Consider the following 18,395-nt stretch of genomic DNA (forward strand, 5'->3'; position numbering starts at 1 on the left):
GAGCGGATGTGGCCTACGCCACCAACTCCGATGCATCGGCGCGAGCGATGGCCTGCTCGTAGTCTTTGGTGCCCTTGAAGACTTCCTTGGTCCACGGGTTGATGCCCTGCTTCTTGGCGCGCAGCAGGATGTAGCCGAGTGCCAACACGTTGGCCACTAGCGCGATTAGGGACACCGCAAGGTTCACGTTCGGGTTGTTCACGGACTGGGTGGAGAACACGGAGTAGTCCTGGAACATCGGGAATACCTGCGCGAACATGCACCAGATGGCCAATGTATTGGCGCGATTCTGGATCCAGCCGCCCTTGTTCCAGAAGAAGTTGGCCACGGTGGGCGCCAGCAGCAGTGCAAGGCCGCAGTACCAGGAGTGGGTGGGCAGGCAATTGTAGGTGTAGCAGAAGTTCCACAGATCGTAGGCCACGATGAACACCCAGGTCATGTCCGGCCAGAGCATGTCGTCCTTCTTCTTGGAGGCGTAGATGCCGAACCAGCCGGTCATGCAGAAGATATTGAGGATGCCGGCCAAGCCGTTGAACACGTTGTGCCAGCCACCGTAGAGGGTCACGCCTTCAGTGGAGATCCAGGTGGTGCCCCAGCCGCGGATGGCGGATTCGAAGTCAGAGACCACGGCGATGAGGATGTTGATGGCCACGATCACGAACGGGAAGCACTTGAACCAGTGGGATTTGCCGATAGAGCCCCACTTGTATTTGAGGGCCATAAAGCCGATGCAGCCGATGGTGGCCGCGTAGAGCTTGGCGTAGTGGAACCAGCTGGTCATGTGCACGTAGGTCGGATTGTTGAGTGCCCAGTCGGCGCCCATTGCGGCGGCGGTGTAGATGGTGATGAAGTAGACGGTCAGCACAGCCGGGACGACGAGGAAGGCGACGATGCCGCCGGTTTTGGTGCGACGAGCCAGTTCATTGGCGCCAATAAGGCAGCAGAAGACGAGTATCCAGCCAATCCATTGGTAGATGGCGTTGTCGCCGTAGACCTGAAACAGCATGAGCGGTCCTTTCTGATATGTGGTGCGCCCCGCGATTCTCCATCGGATTCCGAGCGCCGACGCCGCTTATTGACGCAGCGTCAATTTCTCTCACGGCATAGTGTATCCCTATGTTGACATGGTGTCAATATGGGTTCTGTGCATGCGGTTTCGCATCATTACAAGGTTGACAGGCTGCTGAAATTTGTCTGTGATGCACTAGAATCGGATTGGATGTTGAGAAGTTGGTTGCGAAAAGATAAAAACCCTTGGAATCGGCATGATTCCAAGGGTTATCTGTGGAGCTAGCCGGGTTCGAACCGGCGACCCTCTGCTTGCAAAGCAGATGCGCTACCAGCTGCGCTATAGCCCCAGTGAAAAAAAGAGCGGCACGCGGGCCGCTTCACTTTTTTCTGTGGGCCCGGGAGGACTTGAACCTCCGACCTCATCCTTATCAGGGATGCGCTCTAACCAGCTGAGCTACGGGCCCGATTCATACGCTCTAAAAGCGCACAAGTAGTTATAATACCGATTCCCTTTGACTTGTCAATGCGTAAGAGACGGCGTGTCGCGGGTGGTGCCTTGCTGGGGGAGTGCGGTTGTGTCGTGCTGCGGACGGACAATATGCGGCATGAAGATTGATGGGCTGGAAGTGCAGGTGGTGCGTAAACCCATCAAGAATATGTACCTGCGCATCAAGCCGCCGAATGGTGTGGTCATGATTTCCGCGCCGCGGCGGATGGCCGAGCAGACCATTATTGATTTTGTCCGGGATCGGAGGCCTTGGATTGATAATCACCGGCGTCGTATGGCACTTGCCCGAGAGCGTTCGGTGATTGGCAGCTTGGGCGATTCCTGGCAGCGTGGCGCCGGCCATGGGGGAGTGGGCCTTGCTTCGGGCGGGTTCGATGGTGTAAACAACGGCAGTAGTGTGGCCACCGATAATGCGGCATTGACGTGGACTAAAGAGTTGCGTGAACGTGCGTCGGCCAATATCAACGCACAGTTGCCTGCGTTGCTGGCCAGATGGGGGCCGATTGTTGGCCGTACTCCTACGCATATCACGTTGCGGGTGATGACTTCTCGTTGGGGGTCATGCACGCCTCGTACCGGCCGAGTCCGCCTGAACCTTCAGTTGGGCCTTATGGAGCCGCAATTCCTGGAATATGTGCTGGTGCACGAAATGACCCATTTGTGGGAAAGCGGTCACGGTACCGGATTCCAGCGGCGCATGACTACGTATCTGCCGAATTGGAAGGCGTTGCGCCGCGATCTCAATCGTCGTGTGGTGCTGTAGGGGGTTATTCGGGATGAGGTAGTTGTGGTTCCTGCCATAACTGCATGGCAACGCTGGCCCGTAGTGTGACGGTGGTTGTCTGCTTCCTTTTATTCCGGATAGTCGCCGTCGCCACTCCTGGTAGTCCTTGGGGGTGGAAGGATGCCGGCCCCTTGCCGGTTCCTGACGATGGATCATGGTCGACACCCGAGTGTCGTTTCCTTGTCAGTTTCGGACGTTTGCGGGTCGGCCTGCCTTTCGGTGGGGTCGGGGCGACGTGCTTGTGTCCGAGATATCGGCATCCTTTCCCGGCGATGTTGACAGCCGAACCGTAGTCACGTGGGATGGTCCGCCCGCAGCCGGGGCACTGGTATTCCCTGGCTTTGCCGAGGTTCTTGTGGAGCGGACCTGCAGGCCATCGTCGACGAGATCAACGACACCCCCATGAAGGCCCTGGGCCGGGAAACGCCCAACGAGGCTTGGTATCGCGAACTCGGCAAGGTAATGTCGAGGACAAGCCACCCAAGGACGAGCGTTGCACTTACAAATTGAATCTGGATGTCGTTCCTCTTCCGACAGGTGCGAATACCCTTGGCCCAAGGTGCAACACCCCTTCGTTTGGTTATCTGGACAATCTCCAATCTAACGGGTGTTGCACTTTCAATTAGACAACGGGACCTGATGATCTACCAACAAGTGCGGCACATCGATGAACTCGAACGGCACATCAGCGAACTTCAGCTGGAGCTGAAGTAGCGTGAAGGCCAGCAAGAGTGAGCTGATCGGTCCAACCGAGCTACTCAGCCAACCAATCCAGCCAGTCCGATCAGACCGACCTAACTGATCAGAACGGGCCTTCTGACCAGTCCGAACCATCTGACCGACCTGTACTTGTTGACTAAGTGTGCGGCCCGTCATTCGTTATGGAACATGCCGGCCATGTATACAGGCAGGTAGGTTACATTCCCTTCGACTGAGACGTTGCACGGGCCAAGCACATAGCCTGTATTGAGATGGTATTCAGGGTGGGCGAGCACGTTGTCCATTGCGCGATGGCGTTTGTAGGATTTGCCGGACTTCACTTCAATCGGCAGCACGTGATCGTTGCGGTCTTGGATGAGGAAATCGAGCTCGCCAAGCTTCTTACTGTTGTAGTAATACAGGTCAAATCCGTGAGCGCGTAGCTCTTGGGCCACCGCATTTTCATAGATTGAACCGTAGTTGATATCAGGGTTGCCGTCGAGTACGTCGAGCGCGGTTTTCTTGAGAAACGAGCCGGTAAGCAGACCCACGTCGTTGTAAAAGAGTTTGAAGAGGTTACGTTCCTTGCTCATCTCCAACGGTGTGCACGGTTCGTCCACGTTGTACGCGGCGACGGCTACATCCGCATTGACCAGCCAATCGAAATCGGAAGCAACCGATTGGAATCTCATGTTCTTTTCGATTTTGGCGAAGGTAAAGCGCTTGTTTGGGTTATTTAACTCGCTGGGCACCAAATCGTAGATAGCGCGGATATGCAGCCGGTCTTCTTTGCGCGCGTATTGGCTGATATCGCGGCGATATTCACGCTTTATGTTCTCTTGTATAGTGCGCACGTCCGCAACGCTGCCGTTTGCCACGAACGAGTCGACTGCGGCAGGCATGCCGCCGATGACCAGATATGTGGAGTATAGCTCCATGAGCCTTTGATGAATGAACTCATCCACTTCCTGGTGCTTGGCAAAGCATTCGGCAAGCATATCGAATACGTCGTTGCCGATATGCTGCGACCAGCAGAACTCTTGGAAATCCAGTGGATACATATCCAGCTCGGTCAGGTACCCGACCGGTACCGAGCGTATATCTTCGAGCTCGACTCCAAGTAGCGAGCCGGAAAGCGCGTAATCGAACCGACCATCATCTACAAGGAACTTAATTGCGGTGACCATTTCCTTGCAACGCTGGACCTCGTCAAAGAAAATCAGGGTTTTGCCGGGTGCTAATGGCGTATTTACGGCCAGTTCCAGCCTCATCAGTAGGTTTTTGGCATCGCGGGGCCGGTCGAATAATGCAACGAGGTCAGGGTTCTCGATGAAATTGAGCTCGGCGATATGGTCGTAATGCTGTTGGGCAAAGTGCCTGATGATATAGGTTTTGCCAATCTGACGGGCTCCGGTGACCAGCAGTGCAGTGCGTTTCGGCGCGGATCTCCAAGCTTCCAGCTGTGTCTCGATTTTTCTTCGCAGCATGAGAATCTCCAGTCATTTGTAGGCCTTGCATCTATGCTGGGCACGTTTTCCAACTGTTTATAGAGCATATTTTACACTTTTCCAACTATAAGAATGCGGTTTTGGCTACGTTTTCCAACCTCAGAATGGGGAGTTTTATACACTTTTCCAACTTATGTATGTGGAGATTCTCTATTTCACGTGAGACGAAAGTGGCTCCCCTCTTTGAGGGGAGCCACGGAATACAGCTTTTACTTATGCCAGGTGAGAGCGCATGAACCACTGGAACTTTTCGAGTTCCTGCACGTGATCCTGAATAACGTTGGAGCTGATGACGTCCAGCTCATCCAGCTCAGCGATGGCCTTGCGGTCGTCGGCGATGAAGGCGTCGTAGTACTCGATCAGCGCCTTGAGGTACTCCTCGGTGCCCACGCGGCCCTCAGCGTCGAACGACTTCCACGTGCGGTTGCGCACGATGGCGTCCGCGCGGCCGTCCGGGGTGCCGCCCAGCGTAGCGATGCGTTCGGCGGTTTCGTCAGCCTGGGCCAGCACGGCCTCGACCTCGGGGTCAAGCATCTCGTGAACGGCGATGAAGTTCGGGCCGGTCACATTCCAGTGAGCGTGCTTCAGGACCAGAGCAGCCTCCTGCTCCTGGCTCAGTCGGTTCTGCAGAATCGCGATGGCCTTCTCGCTGGTCGCCTCATCGAGTCCCGGCATAACAAATGCAAGTGTCATAATGTTCCTTCTTTCTATCGGTGGAACGTTGCTCTTCAATTCTACGATCTGCGGTTCTGCCCCGGGCCGAACAAATAGGTGGTGAATATCACGTGACTATTAGGACCAATTGCAAAAAACTCTCACTGGCAGCGGCTCAGTGAGAGTTTTTGCAAAACGCGGTTAGTTGGCGTCGTCAGTTTGGGGTTCCTCCGGCAGTGGCGCATGGTCCGGGGCACCGGCTTTGCGGACTTCGATGGTTTCGATGCGGCGGCCATCCACCTTGGTGATGACCATGTTGTAGCCGTCGTCGGAATGCAGCACGTCGCCCATCGCACCCATCTTGCCGGTCTTGGACAGGAAGTAGCCGGCGACCGTCTCGTACGGGCCGTCCTCCAATTCGATGCCGGTCAGATCGGCGAAGTCCTCAATGGTCATGCTGGCCTCGATCGTGGCCACACCATTGACGAACGCGGTGCGGGTGGTGCGTTCGCCGCCCTTCTCGCTGGGCAGATCGTACTCATCGCGAATATCGCCCACAAGCTCCTCAGTCATATCCTCAAGCGTCACGATGCCGTCCGTGCCGCCGTACTCGTCGATGACCACGGCCAGATGGATGCCGCGCTTACGCAGCAGTTCCAGGCTCGGCAGCAGCTTGGAGGTGCCGGGCAGGGAGATGCCTTCGCGCACCACATCGCGCACGATCTTGGCGTTCGGATCGCGCACGTCCAGCAGATCGCGCACATGCACGAAGCCGATCACGTCGTCGAAATCCTTGCCGGTCACCGGGTAACGGGAGTACGGCTGGTCGCGTACGAACGCGGCGGCCTCGGCCAGGGGCTGGTCGCCCTCGATGAAGACCACGTCGGCACGCGGGCGCATCACCTCGGCGACGATGGTTTCGGACGCATCGAACACATCGTCCAGAATCGTGCGTTCGTCCTTGGAGAGGTTGGTGTTGGAGCTGACCAGCACGCGCAGCTCGTCGTCGGACACCTCGGACTCGGTCTGCTGCGGGTCGAAGCCGAGCAGGCGGACGATGCCGTTCGTGTTCTTGCCGATGAGCCAGATGATCGGGCGGCAGACGGCGGCGAAGGCGTCGATGGCGGGCACCACGGCGCGCGCGATCTGCTCGGTGCGCTGCATGGCGATGCGCTTGGGCACCATCTCGGAGATAACGATGGAGCAGTAGGAGATGATGAGGGTCAGGATGATGTTCACCAGGCCGCCGGCGATGCCGGGGTGCACACCCCAGCTTTCGACCACCGGAATCAGGTAGGGGGCGATGGAAGAGGCGCCGAATGAGGCGGACAGGAAGCCGGAGAGCGTCACACCGATCTGCACGGTGGAGAGGAAGGTGTTCGGGTCACGTGCGATTTTGGCGACTTTGGCGCCGCGAGCGTCCTCCTGCTCCATTTGCTCGATCTGCGAGCCGCGCAGAGAGACCAATGCCAACTCGGTGCCGGAGAACACGGAACCGATAACGAGAAATACAAAAATCAGGAGGATGTTCAAACCAAGTGACATGCCTTTAACTCTAGGGGAGTGGCACGTCAAATTGGGGTGTGCTGGCTGGGCAGGGTTTGCTGGCTGCGCTGGCTATGTGAGGCGTGATGTGTGCCGACGTGCGTGACGGTGTGAAATAGTATGCAATGGTACGCAATCGTGTCATATGGTGTAATTTCGTGTAATTTGGTACGCATTCGTGTAATATAGTACGCAATCGTGGCAGATGGTACGTGTTGTGGGCAGGAGTATGGTCATGGCAAGCAATCCCTTCAAACCAACCGCCGGTAAAATGCCGCCGATTCTTATTGGTCGGCACTCCATCATCGAGGATTTTTCCGAAGCGTTGACCAACGGAGTAGGGGCTCCTGGGCGCATTATGCTGGTCACCGGGCAGCGTGGCTTTGGAAAGACGGTGATGCTCACCGAATTTCGGCGTATCGCCAAAGCGCAGCATTGGGAAGTCATTGGAGAGACGGCGTCCGCGGGGCTTGTCACGAGACTCATAGCGGCATTATCGCCTTCGGGATTGCGCCTGGATCAGGCCAACATCAGTCCTTCCATTGGAATTTCCGGCATTGCCACGGCGAGTCTCGGGCAAGCGCACTTTTCTGCGGAATTCAATCCGCTGACGTTGCGCAACGCGTTGAATAAACAGTTGGGCAGTAAGAAGCTCGGTAAGGGGAAGGGCATTCTTATCACCATCGATGAGACGCAAGCGGCCTCACACGATGATTTGGTGGCTATTGCTACAGCCGTGCAGCACGTCATTACGGATGCCGATGAAAGTGATACGCCTGATGCCGACAAGAAAGGCGTTGCCATCGTATTTGCCGGCTTGCCGTATATGGTCAACGATTTGCTGGATAACGAGGTGACCACATTTTTGCGCCGCGCGTTGCGCCGTGAGCTAGATAATGTGCCGCTTCCAGACGTCAAGAATGCGTTCTTGGAGACGGTTGCGGATTCCGGTAAGACCATCAGCGAGGAGGACGCGCTGGAGGCCGCTCGCCAGTCCGACGGATATCCGTATATGGTGCAGCTCGTCGGCTATTACATGTGGCAATCCGCGCAGCGTCGAGGCTCGAATGTCATTACTGCTGATGATGTGACAACCGGTGTTTCCGATGCGTTGCTCGCCTTCGACGATGCCGTATGCGCTCCGGCGTTGGACGGTACCACCAGCGCAGAACGGTTGTTCCTTACGGCGATGGCCGAAGATTCGCCGAATCCCACGCAGGTTGGCGATATTGTGGATCGCACGCGCAGAAGCCGCAGCTGGGTGAGCAAGTACCGGGCGATTCTCATCAAGGATCAGCTCATTCGACCAGCTGGGCATGGGCGGCTGGAGTTTGCGGTGCCGCATTTGGGGCAATATTTGCAGTCACTATAGAACTGCAAACAAGGCTCAGAAGCTCAGCACTTCCACTTTGCCGGAGTCGAGCTGGTAGCGGGCGCCGACGATCATGAGCTTGTCGTCGGCGAGAGCCTGCTGGATAACGGGGGACTGCTCCGCCAGAGTCTCAATGGTATGGGCCACGTGCACGCGCTCAATATCCTCGTGCTCCTCAAGTTCCGCCTCGCGCGCTTGCCACACGGACATGCCGGCCTGGCGTAGGATAATCGACTCGGCGGTGGCGATGTGCTCATCGAGATCATCCATGGCGTCGGCGGCTTCCAACGAACCATCTGCCTCGGAGGTGATGGTGCGCATCAGGTCGTCAAGCTCCTGCGTGGCGGCCTCGATTGCGCCGCAATGCTCATGGCCCAACACGCAGATCAGACTGACATGCAGCTTCTTGACCGCATACTCCAACGAAGCGATGACGGCACTATCGATGAGCTGGCCGGCGGTGCGTACGGTGAACAGGTCGCCCAAGCCCTCATCGAAGATGATTTCCGGAGGCACGCGCGAATCCGAGCAGGCCAGCACGGCCGCATCCGGATTTTGGCCGTCTAGCAACGTCTGGCGAGTTTCCTTGTCTTGCCATGGATGGTCCGGCTTGCCTTCGGCGAATCGGCGATTGCCTTGGAGCATACGGCTCCACGTCGCATTTGCGGTCGATTCCTGTTCAACGTCTGCCTGAGCCATGAAAACCTCCATTATCAGCGGACTGCTGGTACCCATAGTAGCGATTGGAAGTGCGGATTCGCGGCTGCATGCATAATCTGGCTTTGCCCAAAGCATAATGAGAACGCTCACAATCTCAATCCTGTTTAAGGGTGGGCCGTGATGATAGTCAGCACAAGGGCTGTGGCTGGTGTGATAAGGCTCATATGTTCTGTCCGTGCGAGCCCTGTGCCGCCACACTACGATGGGTTCTGGTAATCGCCTGAAGAATCCTGAAAGGACCGAAAATGACTCTTCTGCAGCATGAATTGACCGATTTCAAGGTGAACGCATTCCAGAACAACGAGTTCCACGAGGTGACCAAGGACGATGTGCTCGGCCACTGGTCCCTGTTCTTCTTCTACCCGGCTGACTTCACGTTCGTGTGCCCCACCGAGCTTGAGGACTTGGCCGAGAACTACGCCAAGTTCAAGGAAATCGGCTGCGAGGTCTACTCCGTCTCCTGCGACACCCACTTCGTGCACAAGGCCTGGCATGACGCCAACGAGAAGATCGCCAAGATTGAATACCCGATGCTGGCCGACCCGACCGCCCTATTGGCCAAAGATCTCGACACCTACAACGAAGTTGATGGCATGGCCGAACGCGGTGACTTCATCGTGAGCCCTGAGGGCAAGGTTGTGGCTTACGAGGTCATCTCCTCCAACGTGGGTCGTAACGCCGAAGAGCTGCTGCGCCGCGTGCAGGCCTCCCAGTTTGTCTACGAGCACGGCGACCAGGTTTGCCCTGCCAACTGGACCCCGGGCGAGGAAACCATTGAGCCCAGCCTCGACCTCGTCGGCCAGCTGTGACGGTTTGAACTAAGGCATGTTGTTTGCCCCCCGCTGGCGGGGGGCTGTCGGCAACGCCGACTGGAGGTGGTCGCGGCAATAGGTGAACCAACCCCCACCCGCTTCGCGGGAGCCCCCGCCAGCGGGGGCCTGTGTATATGCAAGGAGTTTCAATCATGACTCAGACCAATAATCTTTATGACGTCGTAGTCATTGGTGGCGGACCTGCAGGCCTTACCGCGGGTCTGTACTTGGCCCGCGCTCGCTACCGTGTGCTGATTCTCGAAAAAGACGATTTCGGCGGGCAGATCACCATCACCAACGAGGTCGTCAACTATCCGGGAGTTGGCCGCACCACGGGTCGTGCGCTCACCCAGACCATGCGTCAGCAGGCACAGGGCTTTGGCGCTGAATTCCTTTCCGCCGAGGCCACCGGCCTTGACGTGGACGGCGACATCAAAACCGTGCACACTTTGCGTGGCGACATCAAGACCTTCGGCATCCTCATCGCCACCGGCGCCAGCCCGCGCAAGCTGGGCTTCGAGGGCGAGGCCGAATACGCAGGCCGTGGCGTGGCTTACTGCGCCACCTGCGACGGCGAGTTCTTCGCCGGCAAGGAGGTGCTGGTGGTTGGCGGCGGATTCGCTGCGGCCGAGGAATCCGTGTTCCTGACTAAGTACGCCTCCAAAGTCACTGTTCTCGTGCGTGAACCGGACTTCACTTGTGACGCCGCAGTGGCCGCCGAGGCCAAAAACAACCCGAAGATCGACGTGCGCTATCAGGTCGAACTGAAGGGTGTCACTGCCGGTCAGGGCGGCCTGCGTGAGGCTTCGATTCTTGATTTGGCTACCGGTCAGACCGAAACTTGGAAGCCCGCCGATTCGGGCACGTTTGGTGTCTTCGTGTTTGCTGGCTATGTGCCTGCCACTGATTTGGTGTGCGGCGTGGTGGAGCTCGATGATCACGGTTACGTGGTCACGCATGACTATCTTGAAACCTCGGTGCCAGGCGTGTATGCGGCTGGCGATTTGCGCGTCAAGAACCTGCGCCAGGTGGTCACCGCCACCGCCGATGGTGCGATTGCTGCCGTGGAGCTGGAGCGTTACGCCAAGCAGATGAGCGAGAAAACCGGCATGGTGCCGCCTCGCCCCACCGTCTCCGCTTACGAGGAGTCCGAAGCGAAGGCCGCCTCCGCCGCCTCGGCCGCCGGCACGACGCCCGCTCCGGCACCCGCCAAGCGCAGTGCCGATGCCGCAGCCGCAGCCAGTGCCGCCAAGAAGCCCGGCGAGCTGTTCTCTGCCGCCATCAAGCAGCAGCTTGATGTGGTATTCGGGCGCATGACTCGCCCGGTCACGATTGCCCTTGAGCTGGATGACACTCCACTTTCGGCGGAATTGCAAGGCTTTATCGGCGAGATGGTCGCCTTGTCTGGTGGCAAGTTGAACTCGGTTGCCGTCGATGCCGCAGGGCTGATTACTGCGGTGGACGGTTCGAGTGCGCCTACGTCGTTGGTAGTCGGCGAGCCGCTGACCGTCACTCTGCCGAGTGGCACCGAACTGCCTACTTATGGTTCGTTAGACGATTCCGGCCGCGCCACATTCGACGTTGCCGGTGTCCTGCCACTCGCCCGCCCGGCCGTGCGCATCTGCGTGCCAGCCGAGGGCGACGAGGCCGGCAAGGACGGCGATGGTTCGCTGGTCTTCACCGGTCTGGCCTTCCACGGCGTACCTTCCGGCCATGAGTTCAACTCGTTTGTGCTCGGCCTGTACAACGCGGCCGGTCCCGGCCAGCCGCTGGGCGACGATCTGATCGAACGCGCGAAGTCCATCACGGATTCGCTGAACATCATGATTCTCGTCTCGCTCACCTGCACGATGTGCCCGGAAACCGTGCTCGCCTCCCAGCGTATTGCCTCTCTGAGTCCGGCCGTGCGCGCCGAAGCCTACGACGTCTCGCACTTCCCCGAACTCAAAGACCAGTACGGCGCGATGAGCGTGCCCTGCATCGTCATCACCCACGCCGACGGCACCCAGCAAGTCGAATTCGGCAAAAAGAGCATCCCCCAAATGCTCGAACTGGTCGGCGCGTAAGCCGCACGGCCTCAGCCGTATTCAACAGCAACAACAACGATTCTGCCAAAACCATGACGTGCATCGATTGATGCGCCCGATTCCGGCAGAATCGTTGTTCCGTCATGTCTTCATTTCCCGGTTTGACATGTTTTCGTTTCTGACTTTGACATGATTTTGATTCTTAGAAAACGTCCGCAGCCCCCTACCGGTGATTTGTTTGTTAACGGATTACACTGGAGTACCGTAAGGCAGGAACAATGGAGGGTTTGTGGGCAGAACTACGCCATAACCCCGTTTAGAGGAGTATTCACTGGGGCGGCAGCATGGAAGTGCTTTTGATCGGTAATACCGATTACATTACCGAACAGTGGATTCAGCATGCCTTTCCCCGAGACCATGTGGTGATAGCGGAACGAGAAGGCACCGTAGACGGCAATGACCGTCTCAGAATCGTCAACATGTCTGACGCCAACACCCTTGCCGAAACCCTTACCACATACGAATTTGATCGCATCGTATTCTTTTCCGAAAATCTGACCCCACGCAGCGACCGGTACGGCGATCTGGGAGCATTGCGAAGATTTCTGCATGCCATTCGCAACAGGCAAACGCAAATGCTGATGGTCAGCGGCCCCGAATCCGAATTTACCTATCCGGAAAACGCCGACGTACGTGATACCAGCAAAAGCCTGATATCTCGAGCGTCGGAAGAACTCTGCCTGTACTACGCACGCACCTACCGTCTGGAAGCGAAGATCATTCGCTGCCCATACTTGTATGCACCCGAACGCAATGGGGCAACCGCATATTTCGGCAGGCTGTTCGAACAGGCGTCAGCAGGGTCGATCTCATTCCGTGAACGCGAACAGCAGCAGACATGCTTTCTCTGCGCCGACGATCTTGCCGAACTGATCTACCGCATGTTCGACGATTGGACCGCCGAAAGCGATATATTCCATGTGCCCAACGTGTTCAACTTCACATACGGTGATTTAGCTGATGTGATCAGCGCGGCATTTCCCGGATTGTCGGTGACTTTTGGCGAAGACAGGCCCCAAAGTTACCCAGCAGACGATCATGTGCTGCGATTGCGCTATGGCTGGTCGCCGCGATATTCGCTCAAACAGGATCTTCCCCTGGTGCTGCAACGCTGGAAAGAGGCGCGTGCTCAGGAACAATCCGGAAAGCACCCGATCTGGGATTTTCTGCGCAACCATTCAAAACCATGGATCGCATTCGAAATCTGCGTCACGTTCATACTGGAGGAACTGCTTCGCACCGCGGTACAAGGCGACAGTCAGCTGGGAACCGTGGATTTGCGCCTATTTTTCGTGGTGATCGTCGGCACGATGTACGGAATGAACGCAGGCGTGTTCGCGGCCGCGCTCGCATGTGCCGGCATGGCGTTGTCGTACGCGTCGAACGGCGCGTCATTCGCTCCGTTGTTTTACGACACGTCGAACTGGCTTGCGTTCGTAGTGTATTTCGTTGCCGGCGCAGTATGCGGATACGTGCAGATGCGCAATCGCGAAAACCTGCGATTCATGCGTGACGAAAACAGTTTGCTGCGTGAACGACTTGCGTTCCTGCGTGACCTGTACGACGATGTGCTTGATGATCGTCGTATGCTGCGCGGACAGATTATCGGCAGGCGCGACAGTCTCGGCAAAATGTATGCGATGACCCGTGAATTGGACGAAGTGCTGCCTCGAAAGCTGTATCACGCGACCATTCGCATTATGCAAGATACGTTGGGCGGCGATAGTTTCGGTATTTACCGAATCGATAATGGTGGTCGTTTCGCGCATTTAGTGGCCGCGAGTCCGCAGACCGAATCCTTATTCAGTAAATCGGTGCTGCTTGAGAATTATGCCAACATTGTCACGGCCTTGGATCATGGCGGATTGTGGGTAAACCGCAATCTTGAACAAAACCTTCCAATGTATGCGGCGGGCGTGCGTGCCGATGGCAAGCTGGCCGTGGTGATTGTGCTTGCCAAAGCGCAGCCCGACCAAATGAACCTGTACTTCCAGAACCTGTTCACCATCATATGCGGCTTGGTGGAATCCGCGATGGTGCGTGCCTTCGATTATGAGAATGTTGCGTGGCAGACGATGCTGGTGCCCGGCACGGAATTCTTGAACACTCAGGTGTTCCTGTCCAAAGTGCTGGCTGCAAACGAGCTCAAGCACGCTCATATGAGCAATCATCTGCTGTTGCGTGTGGAAGACGCCTGGCAAGACGATGGTAGCCGCCTGATGGGAGCCATTCGTCAAACGGATGAGGCCGGTGTACTGCAGGACGGCAATGTGTATGTGCTCATGGATCAGGCCAGCGAGCATGAGCTGCCGATCATCAACGGTCGTTTGGCCCAGGCTGGATTGCATGTGAAGCTGGTTTCAGGCCACGAGGAAGATTCGTTGCTGGCTGAGGCTTCGGAACAAGTAGCTGCCGAGTCGCAAGCGGATGAAACGCCGCGCAGTGACGCTGCGCCGAATGACTCCGCATCGCATGAAGGTGGCGCAGCATGAATGCGACGGTGATGGCGATGCTGCTTATCGCCGTGCATGTAATGATATGCGTGCTGCTGTGCGTATTGTCTCGCGTTGGCGTGCTTCGTGTGGAGGGGCGACTGCTTCCTTTCATGCTGCTGGTGCCATTGTGGGGGCCGTTATGCGTGCTGTTGCTGCATGCGAGCACGCTGATTCGCGTTGGCGCGCACACGGCTCCGGGGCTTGAGCAAATGCGTGTGGATGATGAGGAACGTCGAAGCGTTCTCGTTGAGGAACGAGCCGATTTCGCCAATACAGTGCCGTTGGAAGAGGCGTTGATCGTCAATGATTCGAGTCAGCGGCGCAGTCTGGTGATGTCCATTCTCAACGATAATCCCAGCCGTTATATCGATGTGTTGTCGCAGGCCCGACTGAATGAGGATGTGGAAGTCGTGCATTACGCGGCTACCGCCATGGCGCAGATCAGTGCCAAGGAAGATCTTGCATTGCAGCGCTGCCGTAACGATTATCTGCAGCATCGAAATTCCGAAACGATGTTGGAACGCTATTGCGATGCGCTGGAACGATATGTCAATTCCGGTATTGCGCAAGGATACGCTTTGCAGTTGCAGAAACAACGATATGCCGAAGTGTTGCAGGAACGACTTCGCCAACATGGCGATTATCACGTTGCGTGCCGTCTTGCGCAGATGCAGATTGATCTTGGACTCTTTGATGATGCCGCGCACACCGTTGACGGCGCTATGGAACGGTGGCCGGATCAAGGCGATGTATGGCTGATGCGTCTACGACTCGATGCCGCACGCAATGATGGCGATGCGTTGCGTCAAACCGTTCAGCAGATCGAAAGCAAGCATATTTATCTCGGTGGCCAAGGAAGACGAGCTCTGCGGTTCTGGACTAGAACCAAGGAGGCTGAACGCGCATGACCAGAGGATTCCTGTCAGACGTGTTGGCCAAGTGGAAGCGATTCCGCTGGCAAGGTCTGGTCAAAGTCTGGGCCGTGTTCATGGCCATCGCTTTGGTGTTGCTGGTGGAGAGCCTGGGCGTGCATTACGGTGCCACGCGGTTCGACATCACGTATTTGGATCGGGCCAAAGCCATTCCTGCTGCCAATGCCATCGCTGGACAAAAAGCCACGAATCTGTTGGTGGTTGACAGTTCGCAAGAGGGTGTCAGCGATGCCGAAGCCATGCTCGACCAGATTCTGCTTGATATGAAAGTCCCTACCACTACGGTTGACGTGGCTGACGAAAACGCTGAATTTCCAGCGTTGAATCACTACAGCACCATAGTGGTGGCCATGCCTAATCTCGACCGTCTGGGCGAGCATGTGCTGCAGATCATGCAATGGGTCAAAAAGGGCGGCGGCGTCATGTTCGCCATGACCCCGGAGAAAACCGGCTATTTGGATGTGATCGGCCCGCAGATCGGCATTGAATCGTCCACATACGAATATGTGGCGACTGAGGGCATTACACCGTCCGAGGATTTTATGTTGGGGGGGGGGCAGACATACACGTTCAGTGACCCGTTCAAATCGTCGCTGAGCGTCGCGTTGAATGATCGTGCACAGGTGGAGGCGGTCAGCAGCAATGGCAGAACGCCATTGGTGTGGAGGAACGCGGTGGAGTCAGGAACGGCTGTGATGTGCAATATCGGCATTTACGGCAAGGTGTTTCGAGGATTTTACGCTTCGGCGTTCAGTCTGCTCGGTTCTGCCACGGCCTATCCGGTGATCAACAGTGCGGCTTTCTACTTGGACGATTTTCCGTCTCCGGTACCGTCTGGCAATGGCAAATACATCAAACGTGACTACAACATGAGCATTTCCGAATTCTATTCTCAAGTATGGTGGCCAGATTTGGTGCGTCTTGCTGAACGGTACGGTATTCGTTTCACCGGTGTGATGATTGAGAATTACGGCGATGACACCAAGGATGATCCGGTACGACAGACGGACAACACACAATTCGAGTATTACGGAGGATTGCTGCTTCGGCAAAACGGCGAAATCGGATATCACGGGTACAACCATCAGCCGTTGGTGTTGCCGAATACACATTACGGCAAGGAATACGCGTACGTGCAATGGCCGAATCGCAAAGCCATTGTGGCATCATTGCAGGAACTGATCGCATTCCAGAAAGACGTATTGCCGGCCGCAACATCGTCGGTATACGTGCCGCCGTCGAATATCCTCTCCCAAGAGGCGCGAAAGATCATAGGCGAGGATGTGCCGCAGATTCGCGCCATCGCCAGTACGTATATGCCTTCCGACAGTTCCTTGCCGTACATACAGGAGTTCGGTGTTGCGGCCGATGGCGTGGTGGAGGCTCCACGTATCGTGTCCGGCGGCATGGTGGGCGACACGTACATGCGTCTTGCCGCGGTTTCCGAATTGAACATGCACTATGTGAGCACGCACTTCATGCATCCCGATGATCTGCTTGATGAAGATCGTGGTGCGAAAGAAGGCTGGGAAACCTATCGCAAGGGATTGGAAGATTATTTGGATTGGTTGGAACAGTCGGCTCCGTCCATTCGTATGCAGACTGGAACGGAATGCGCTGCGGCGGTGCAACGATTCTCAGGATTGACGGTTTCGATGGAAACAACCGATACCAGTTGGGATCTGAAACTTGGCAACCTCACCGATCAAGGGTGGCTGATGTTCCGTGCCAGTAATGGTACGCCCGGCAATGTGCGCGGCGGAAGCCTCACCAAGCTGACCGGCAACTTGTATCTGCTCAAAGCCACGAGCGCCACGGTTCATATCGAACGCAAGACTGGGGGAGCGGCATGAGAATCTGCCTGGTTTTGGAAGGATGCTACCCGTACGTGCATGGTGGCGTATCCACATGGATGCACAGCTATATCGAAGCGATGAAAGAGCACGAGTTCGTATTGTGGGTGATCGGTGCCAAAGCCGAAGACCGCGGCAAATTCGTATATGACTTGCCCAGCAATGTGGTGGAAGTGCATGAGGTGTTCCTCGACGACGCCTTGCGTCTGAGCGGTGAACGCGCGCAAGTGTCGTTCGCCGAAGAGGAATTGCGGTCATTGCGCGAACTGGTGAATCTTGGCAGCCCGGACTGGGATGTGCTGTTCAACCTGTTCCACACCAAAGGCGTGCATCCGCTGTCGTTCCTGCAAAGCCGTGAATTCATTGACCTGTTCACGCAAATCTGCATGGAGGAATACCCGTATGTGGCCTATGCCGACGCTTTCCATACTGTGCGCTCCATGCTGCTGCCGGTGTTATACCTGATGGGCAGCGAAGTACCGGAAGCGCAAATCTATCATGCGATTTCCACCGGATATGGCGGATTGTTGGCTTGTTTGGGTGGTTCCATCAACCATGCGCCGGTATTGCTTACGGAACATGGCATTTATACGCGCGAACGTGAAGAGGAGATTATTTCCGCCGAATGGGTGCTACCGGCTTTCCGTCCGCGATGGATTCGTTTCTTCTACATGCTTTCGGAACAGATCTACCAGCGTGCATGGCGTATCACTAGTTTGTTCGGTCGTGCCCGTCTTATCCAAATCGGTATGGGGGCTCCCGCCGACGCCTGCCAGGTTATTCCCAACGGCATTCAATACGAACGTTTTTGCGATATTCCACTGAAACCCGACGATGGTTGGGTCGATATCGGTGCGGTGGTGCGCATGGCGCCGATCAAAGACGTGAAAACCCTGATTCATGCGTTTCATGAGCTTTCATCTCGCGTTGACAATGTGCGTTTGCATATTCTCGGCGGTGTTGACGATCAGGAGTATGCCGACGAATGCTATGAGCTTGTGGAACAGTTGGACGTGCGCAATCTTGAATTCACGGGCCGTGTGAATGTGGTGGAATACATGCGCAAGCTTGATTTCACCGTGTTGACCAGCATTTCCGAAGGCCAACCATTGTCGGTGTTGGAATCGTTCGCAGCCGCACGCCCGTGCGTGACCACTGATGTCGGCTGCTGCCGTGAGCTTTTGGAAGGCGAGGATGGCGATGATTTCGGCACTGCCGGTTTTTATGTGCCTCCCATGTACCGCGAAGGCTTAAGCGGGGCGATGGAACGCATGTGTTCCAGCCGTACGTTGCGTGAAACCATGGGGCAGATCGGCCGCAATCGTGTGAACGCCTATTACCGTCATGAGCGCATGCTTGACGATTATCGCAGGCTGTATGCCGATACCGCGGATCAGTTCGGATTGGAACGCTGA

General features: G+C 56.5%; 13 protein-coding genes, 2 tRNA genes and 1 pseudogene. 9 read left to right on the forward strand and 7 right to left on the reverse strand.

The window, feature by feature from the left end; translation table 11 throughout:
• Positions 1–13: 13 nt before the first annotated feature.
• The 3 genes from BBBR_RS00065 to BBBR_RS00075 all read right to left on the reverse strand — a co-directional run bounded on the left by BBBR_RS00065 (position 14) and on the right by BBBR_RS00075 (position 1,475).
• A complete protein-coding gene (locus BBBR_RS00065; RefSeq protein WP_003827883.1) occupies positions 14–1,006 on the reverse strand; it encodes a DUF5692 family protein in 993 nt (330 codons plus the stop codon).
• A 279-nt stretch (positions 1,007–1,285) separates the two neighbouring features.
• Positions 1,286–1,358: transfer RNA gene (locus BBBR_RS00070), tRNA-Ala, on the reverse strand.
• Positions 1,359–1,401: 43 nt separating this feature from the next.
• Positions 1,402–1,475: transfer RNA gene (locus BBBR_RS00075), tRNA-Ile, on the reverse strand.
• Positions 1,476–1,616: 141 nt separating this feature from the next.
• Between BBBR_RS00075 and BBBR_RS00080 the strand changes: the two genes are divergently transcribed.
• Both BBBR_RS00080 and BBBR_RS11400 read left to right on the forward strand, forming a co-directional pair.
• The gene (locus tag BBBR_RS00080; protein ID WP_003827884.1) at positions 1,617–2,282 is read left to right on the forward strand and encodes a M48 family metallopeptidase; all 666 of its coding nucleotides are present in this window, start codon (positions 1,617–1,619) and stop codon (positions 2,280–2,282) included.
• 381 nt (positions 2,283–2,663) lie between these two features.
• A pseudogene (locus BBBR_RS11400) lies at positions 2,664–2,813 on the forward strand (IS30 family transposase); the annotation flags it as partial.
• Between the two features lie 362 nt (positions 2,814–3,175).
• Here BBBR_RS11400 and BBBR_RS00090 read toward each other — a convergent pair.
• The 3 genes from BBBR_RS00090 to BBBR_RS00100 all read right to left on the reverse strand — a co-directional run bounded on the left by BBBR_RS00090 (position 3,176) and on the right by BBBR_RS00100 (position 6,709).
• Complete coding sequence (locus tag BBBR_RS00090) at positions 3,176–4,489, reverse strand: ATP-binding protein (RefSeq protein WP_003827887.1); 1,314 nt, start codon at positions 4,487–4,489, stop codon at positions 3,176–3,178.
• A gap of 234 nt (positions 4,490–4,723) precedes the next feature.
• Positions 4,724–5,203 carry a Dps family protein gene (locus BBBR_RS00095; RefSeq protein WP_003827888.1) on the reverse strand — a complete coding sequence of 160 codons (480 nt, stop codon included), beginning with the start codon at positions 5,201–5,203 and terminating at the stop codon, positions 4,724–4,726.
• Positions 5,204–5,365: 162 nt separating this feature from the next.
• Positions 5,366–6,709 (reverse strand): hemolysin family protein, encoded by a 1,344-nt coding sequence (locus BBBR_RS00100; RefSeq protein WP_003827889.1) that lies wholly within the window; start codon positions 6,707–6,709, stop codon positions 5,366–5,368.
• A 235-nt stretch (positions 6,710–6,944) separates the two neighbouring features.
• On the opposite strand from BBBR_RS00100, the gene BBBR_RS00105 reads away from it, so the two are divergent.
• Positions 6,945–8,081: an AAA family ATPase gene (locus BBBR_RS00105; protein ID WP_015438195.1), complete on the forward strand. Its 1,137-nt coding sequence runs from the start codon at positions 6,945–6,947 to the stop codon at positions 8,079–8,081.
• Positions 8,082–8,096: 15 nt separating this feature from the next.
• Here the strand turns inward: BBBR_RS00105 and BBBR_RS00110 are convergent, their stop codons facing one another.
• Complete coding sequence (locus BBBR_RS00110; RefSeq protein ID WP_015438196.1) at positions 8,097–8,780, reverse strand: carbonic anhydrase; 684 nt, start codon at positions 8,778–8,780, stop codon at positions 8,097–8,099.
• Between the two features lie 266 nt (positions 8,781–9,046).
• Here BBBR_RS00110 and ahpC point away from each other — a divergent pair, with 266 nt between their 5' ends.
• From ahpC to pelF, 6 genes are all read left to right on the forward strand, one after another.
• A complete protein-coding gene (ahpC, locus tag BBBR_RS00115; protein WP_003827892.1) occupies positions 9,047–9,610 on the forward strand; it encodes an alkyl hydroperoxide reductase subunit C in 564 nt (187 codons plus the stop codon).
• A gap of 155 nt (positions 9,611–9,765) precedes the next feature.
• Positions 9,766–11,679 carry an FAD-dependent oxidoreductase gene (locus BBBR_RS00120; protein WP_015438197.1) on the forward strand — a complete coding sequence of 638 codons (1,914 nt, stop codon included), beginning with the start codon at positions 9,766–9,768 and terminating at the stop codon, positions 11,677–11,679.
• A 305-nt stretch (positions 11,680–11,984) separates the two neighbouring features.
• Entirely contained in the window at positions 11,985–14,192 is a 2,208-nt protein-coding gene (locus tag BBBR_RS00125; protein ID WP_003827894.1) for an NAD-dependent epimerase/dehydratase family protein, read from the forward strand.
• Positions 14,189–15,103, forward strand: coding sequence for a hypothetical protein (locus BBBR_RS00130; RefSeq protein ID WP_003827895.1), 915 nt, complete (start codon positions 14,189–14,191; stop codon positions 15,101–15,103). The genes BBBR_RS00125 and BBBR_RS00130 overlap by 4 nt, the downstream gene beginning before the upstream one ends.
• On the forward strand, positions 15,100–16,980 hold the full coding sequence (locus tag BBBR_RS00135; protein ID WP_025300914.1) for a DUF2194 domain-containing protein: 1,881 nt from the start codon (positions 15,100–15,102) through the stop codon (positions 16,978–16,980). The genes BBBR_RS00130 and BBBR_RS00135 overlap by 4 nt, the downstream gene beginning before the upstream one ends.
• Positions 16,977–18,395, forward strand: a complete 1,419-nt coding sequence (gene pelF / locus BBBR_RS00140; protein ID WP_032738102.1) for a GT4 family glycosyltransferase PelF — start codon at positions 16,977–16,979, stop codon at positions 18,393–18,395. The genes BBBR_RS00135 and pelF overlap by 4 nt, the downstream gene beginning before the upstream one ends.

This window comes from Bifidobacterium breve DSM 20213 = JCM 1192, assembly GCF_001025175.1.
Taxonomy (GTDB): Bacteria; Actinomycetota; Actinomycetes; order Actinomycetales; family Bifidobacteriaceae; genus Bifidobacterium; species Bifidobacterium breve.

Coding starts and splice junctions, on each gene's coding strand:
- BBBR_RS00080 (WP_003827884.1), top strand. CDS start 1,617: ATGAAGATTGATGGGCTGGAAGTGCAGGTGGTGCGTAAACCCATCAAG.
- BBBR_RS00130 (WP_003827895.1), top strand. CDS start 14,189: ATGAATGCGACGGTGATGGCGATGCTGCTTATCGCCGTGCATGTAATG.
- BBBR_RS00110 (WP_015438196.1), bottom strand. CDS start 8,780: ATGGCTCAGGCAGACGTTGAACAGGAATCGACCGCAAATGCGACGTGG.
- BBBR_RS00120 (WP_015438197.1), top strand. CDS start 9,766: ATGACTCAGACCAATAATCTTTATGACGTCGTAGTCATTGGTGGCGGA.
- BBBR_RS00065 (WP_003827883.1), bottom strand. CDS start 1,006: ATGCTGTTTCAGGTCTACGGCGACAACGCCATCTACCAATGGATTGGC.
- BBBR_RS00125 (WP_003827894.1), top strand. CDS start 11,985: ATGGAAGTGCTTTTGATCGGTAATACCGATTACATTACCGAACAGTGG.
- BBBR_RS00135 (WP_025300914.1), top strand. CDS start 15,100: ATGACCAGAGGATTCCTGTCAGACGTGTTGGCCAAGTGGAAGCGATTC.
- BBBR_RS00090 (WP_003827887.1), bottom strand. CDS start 4,489: ATGCTGCGAAGAAAAATCGAGACACAGCTGGAAGCTTGGAGATCCGCG.
- BBBR_RS00100 (WP_003827889.1), bottom strand. CDS start 6,709: ATGTCACTTGGTTTGAACATCCTCCTGATTTTTGTATTTCTCGTTATC.
- pelF (WP_032738102.1), top strand. CDS start 16,977: ATGAGAATCTGCCTGGTTTTGGAAGGATGCTACCCGTACGTGCATGGT.
- BBBR_RS00095 (WP_003827888.1), bottom strand. CDS start 5,203: ATGACACTTGCATTTGTTATGCCGGGACTCGATGAGGCGACCAGCGAG.
- BBBR_RS00105 (WP_015438195.1), top strand. CDS start 6,945: ATGGCAAGCAATCCCTTCAAACCAACCGCCGGTAAAATGCCGCCGATT.
- ahpC (WP_003827892.1), top strand. CDS start 9,047: ATGACTCTTCTGCAGCATGAATTGACCGATTTCAAGGTGAACGCATTC.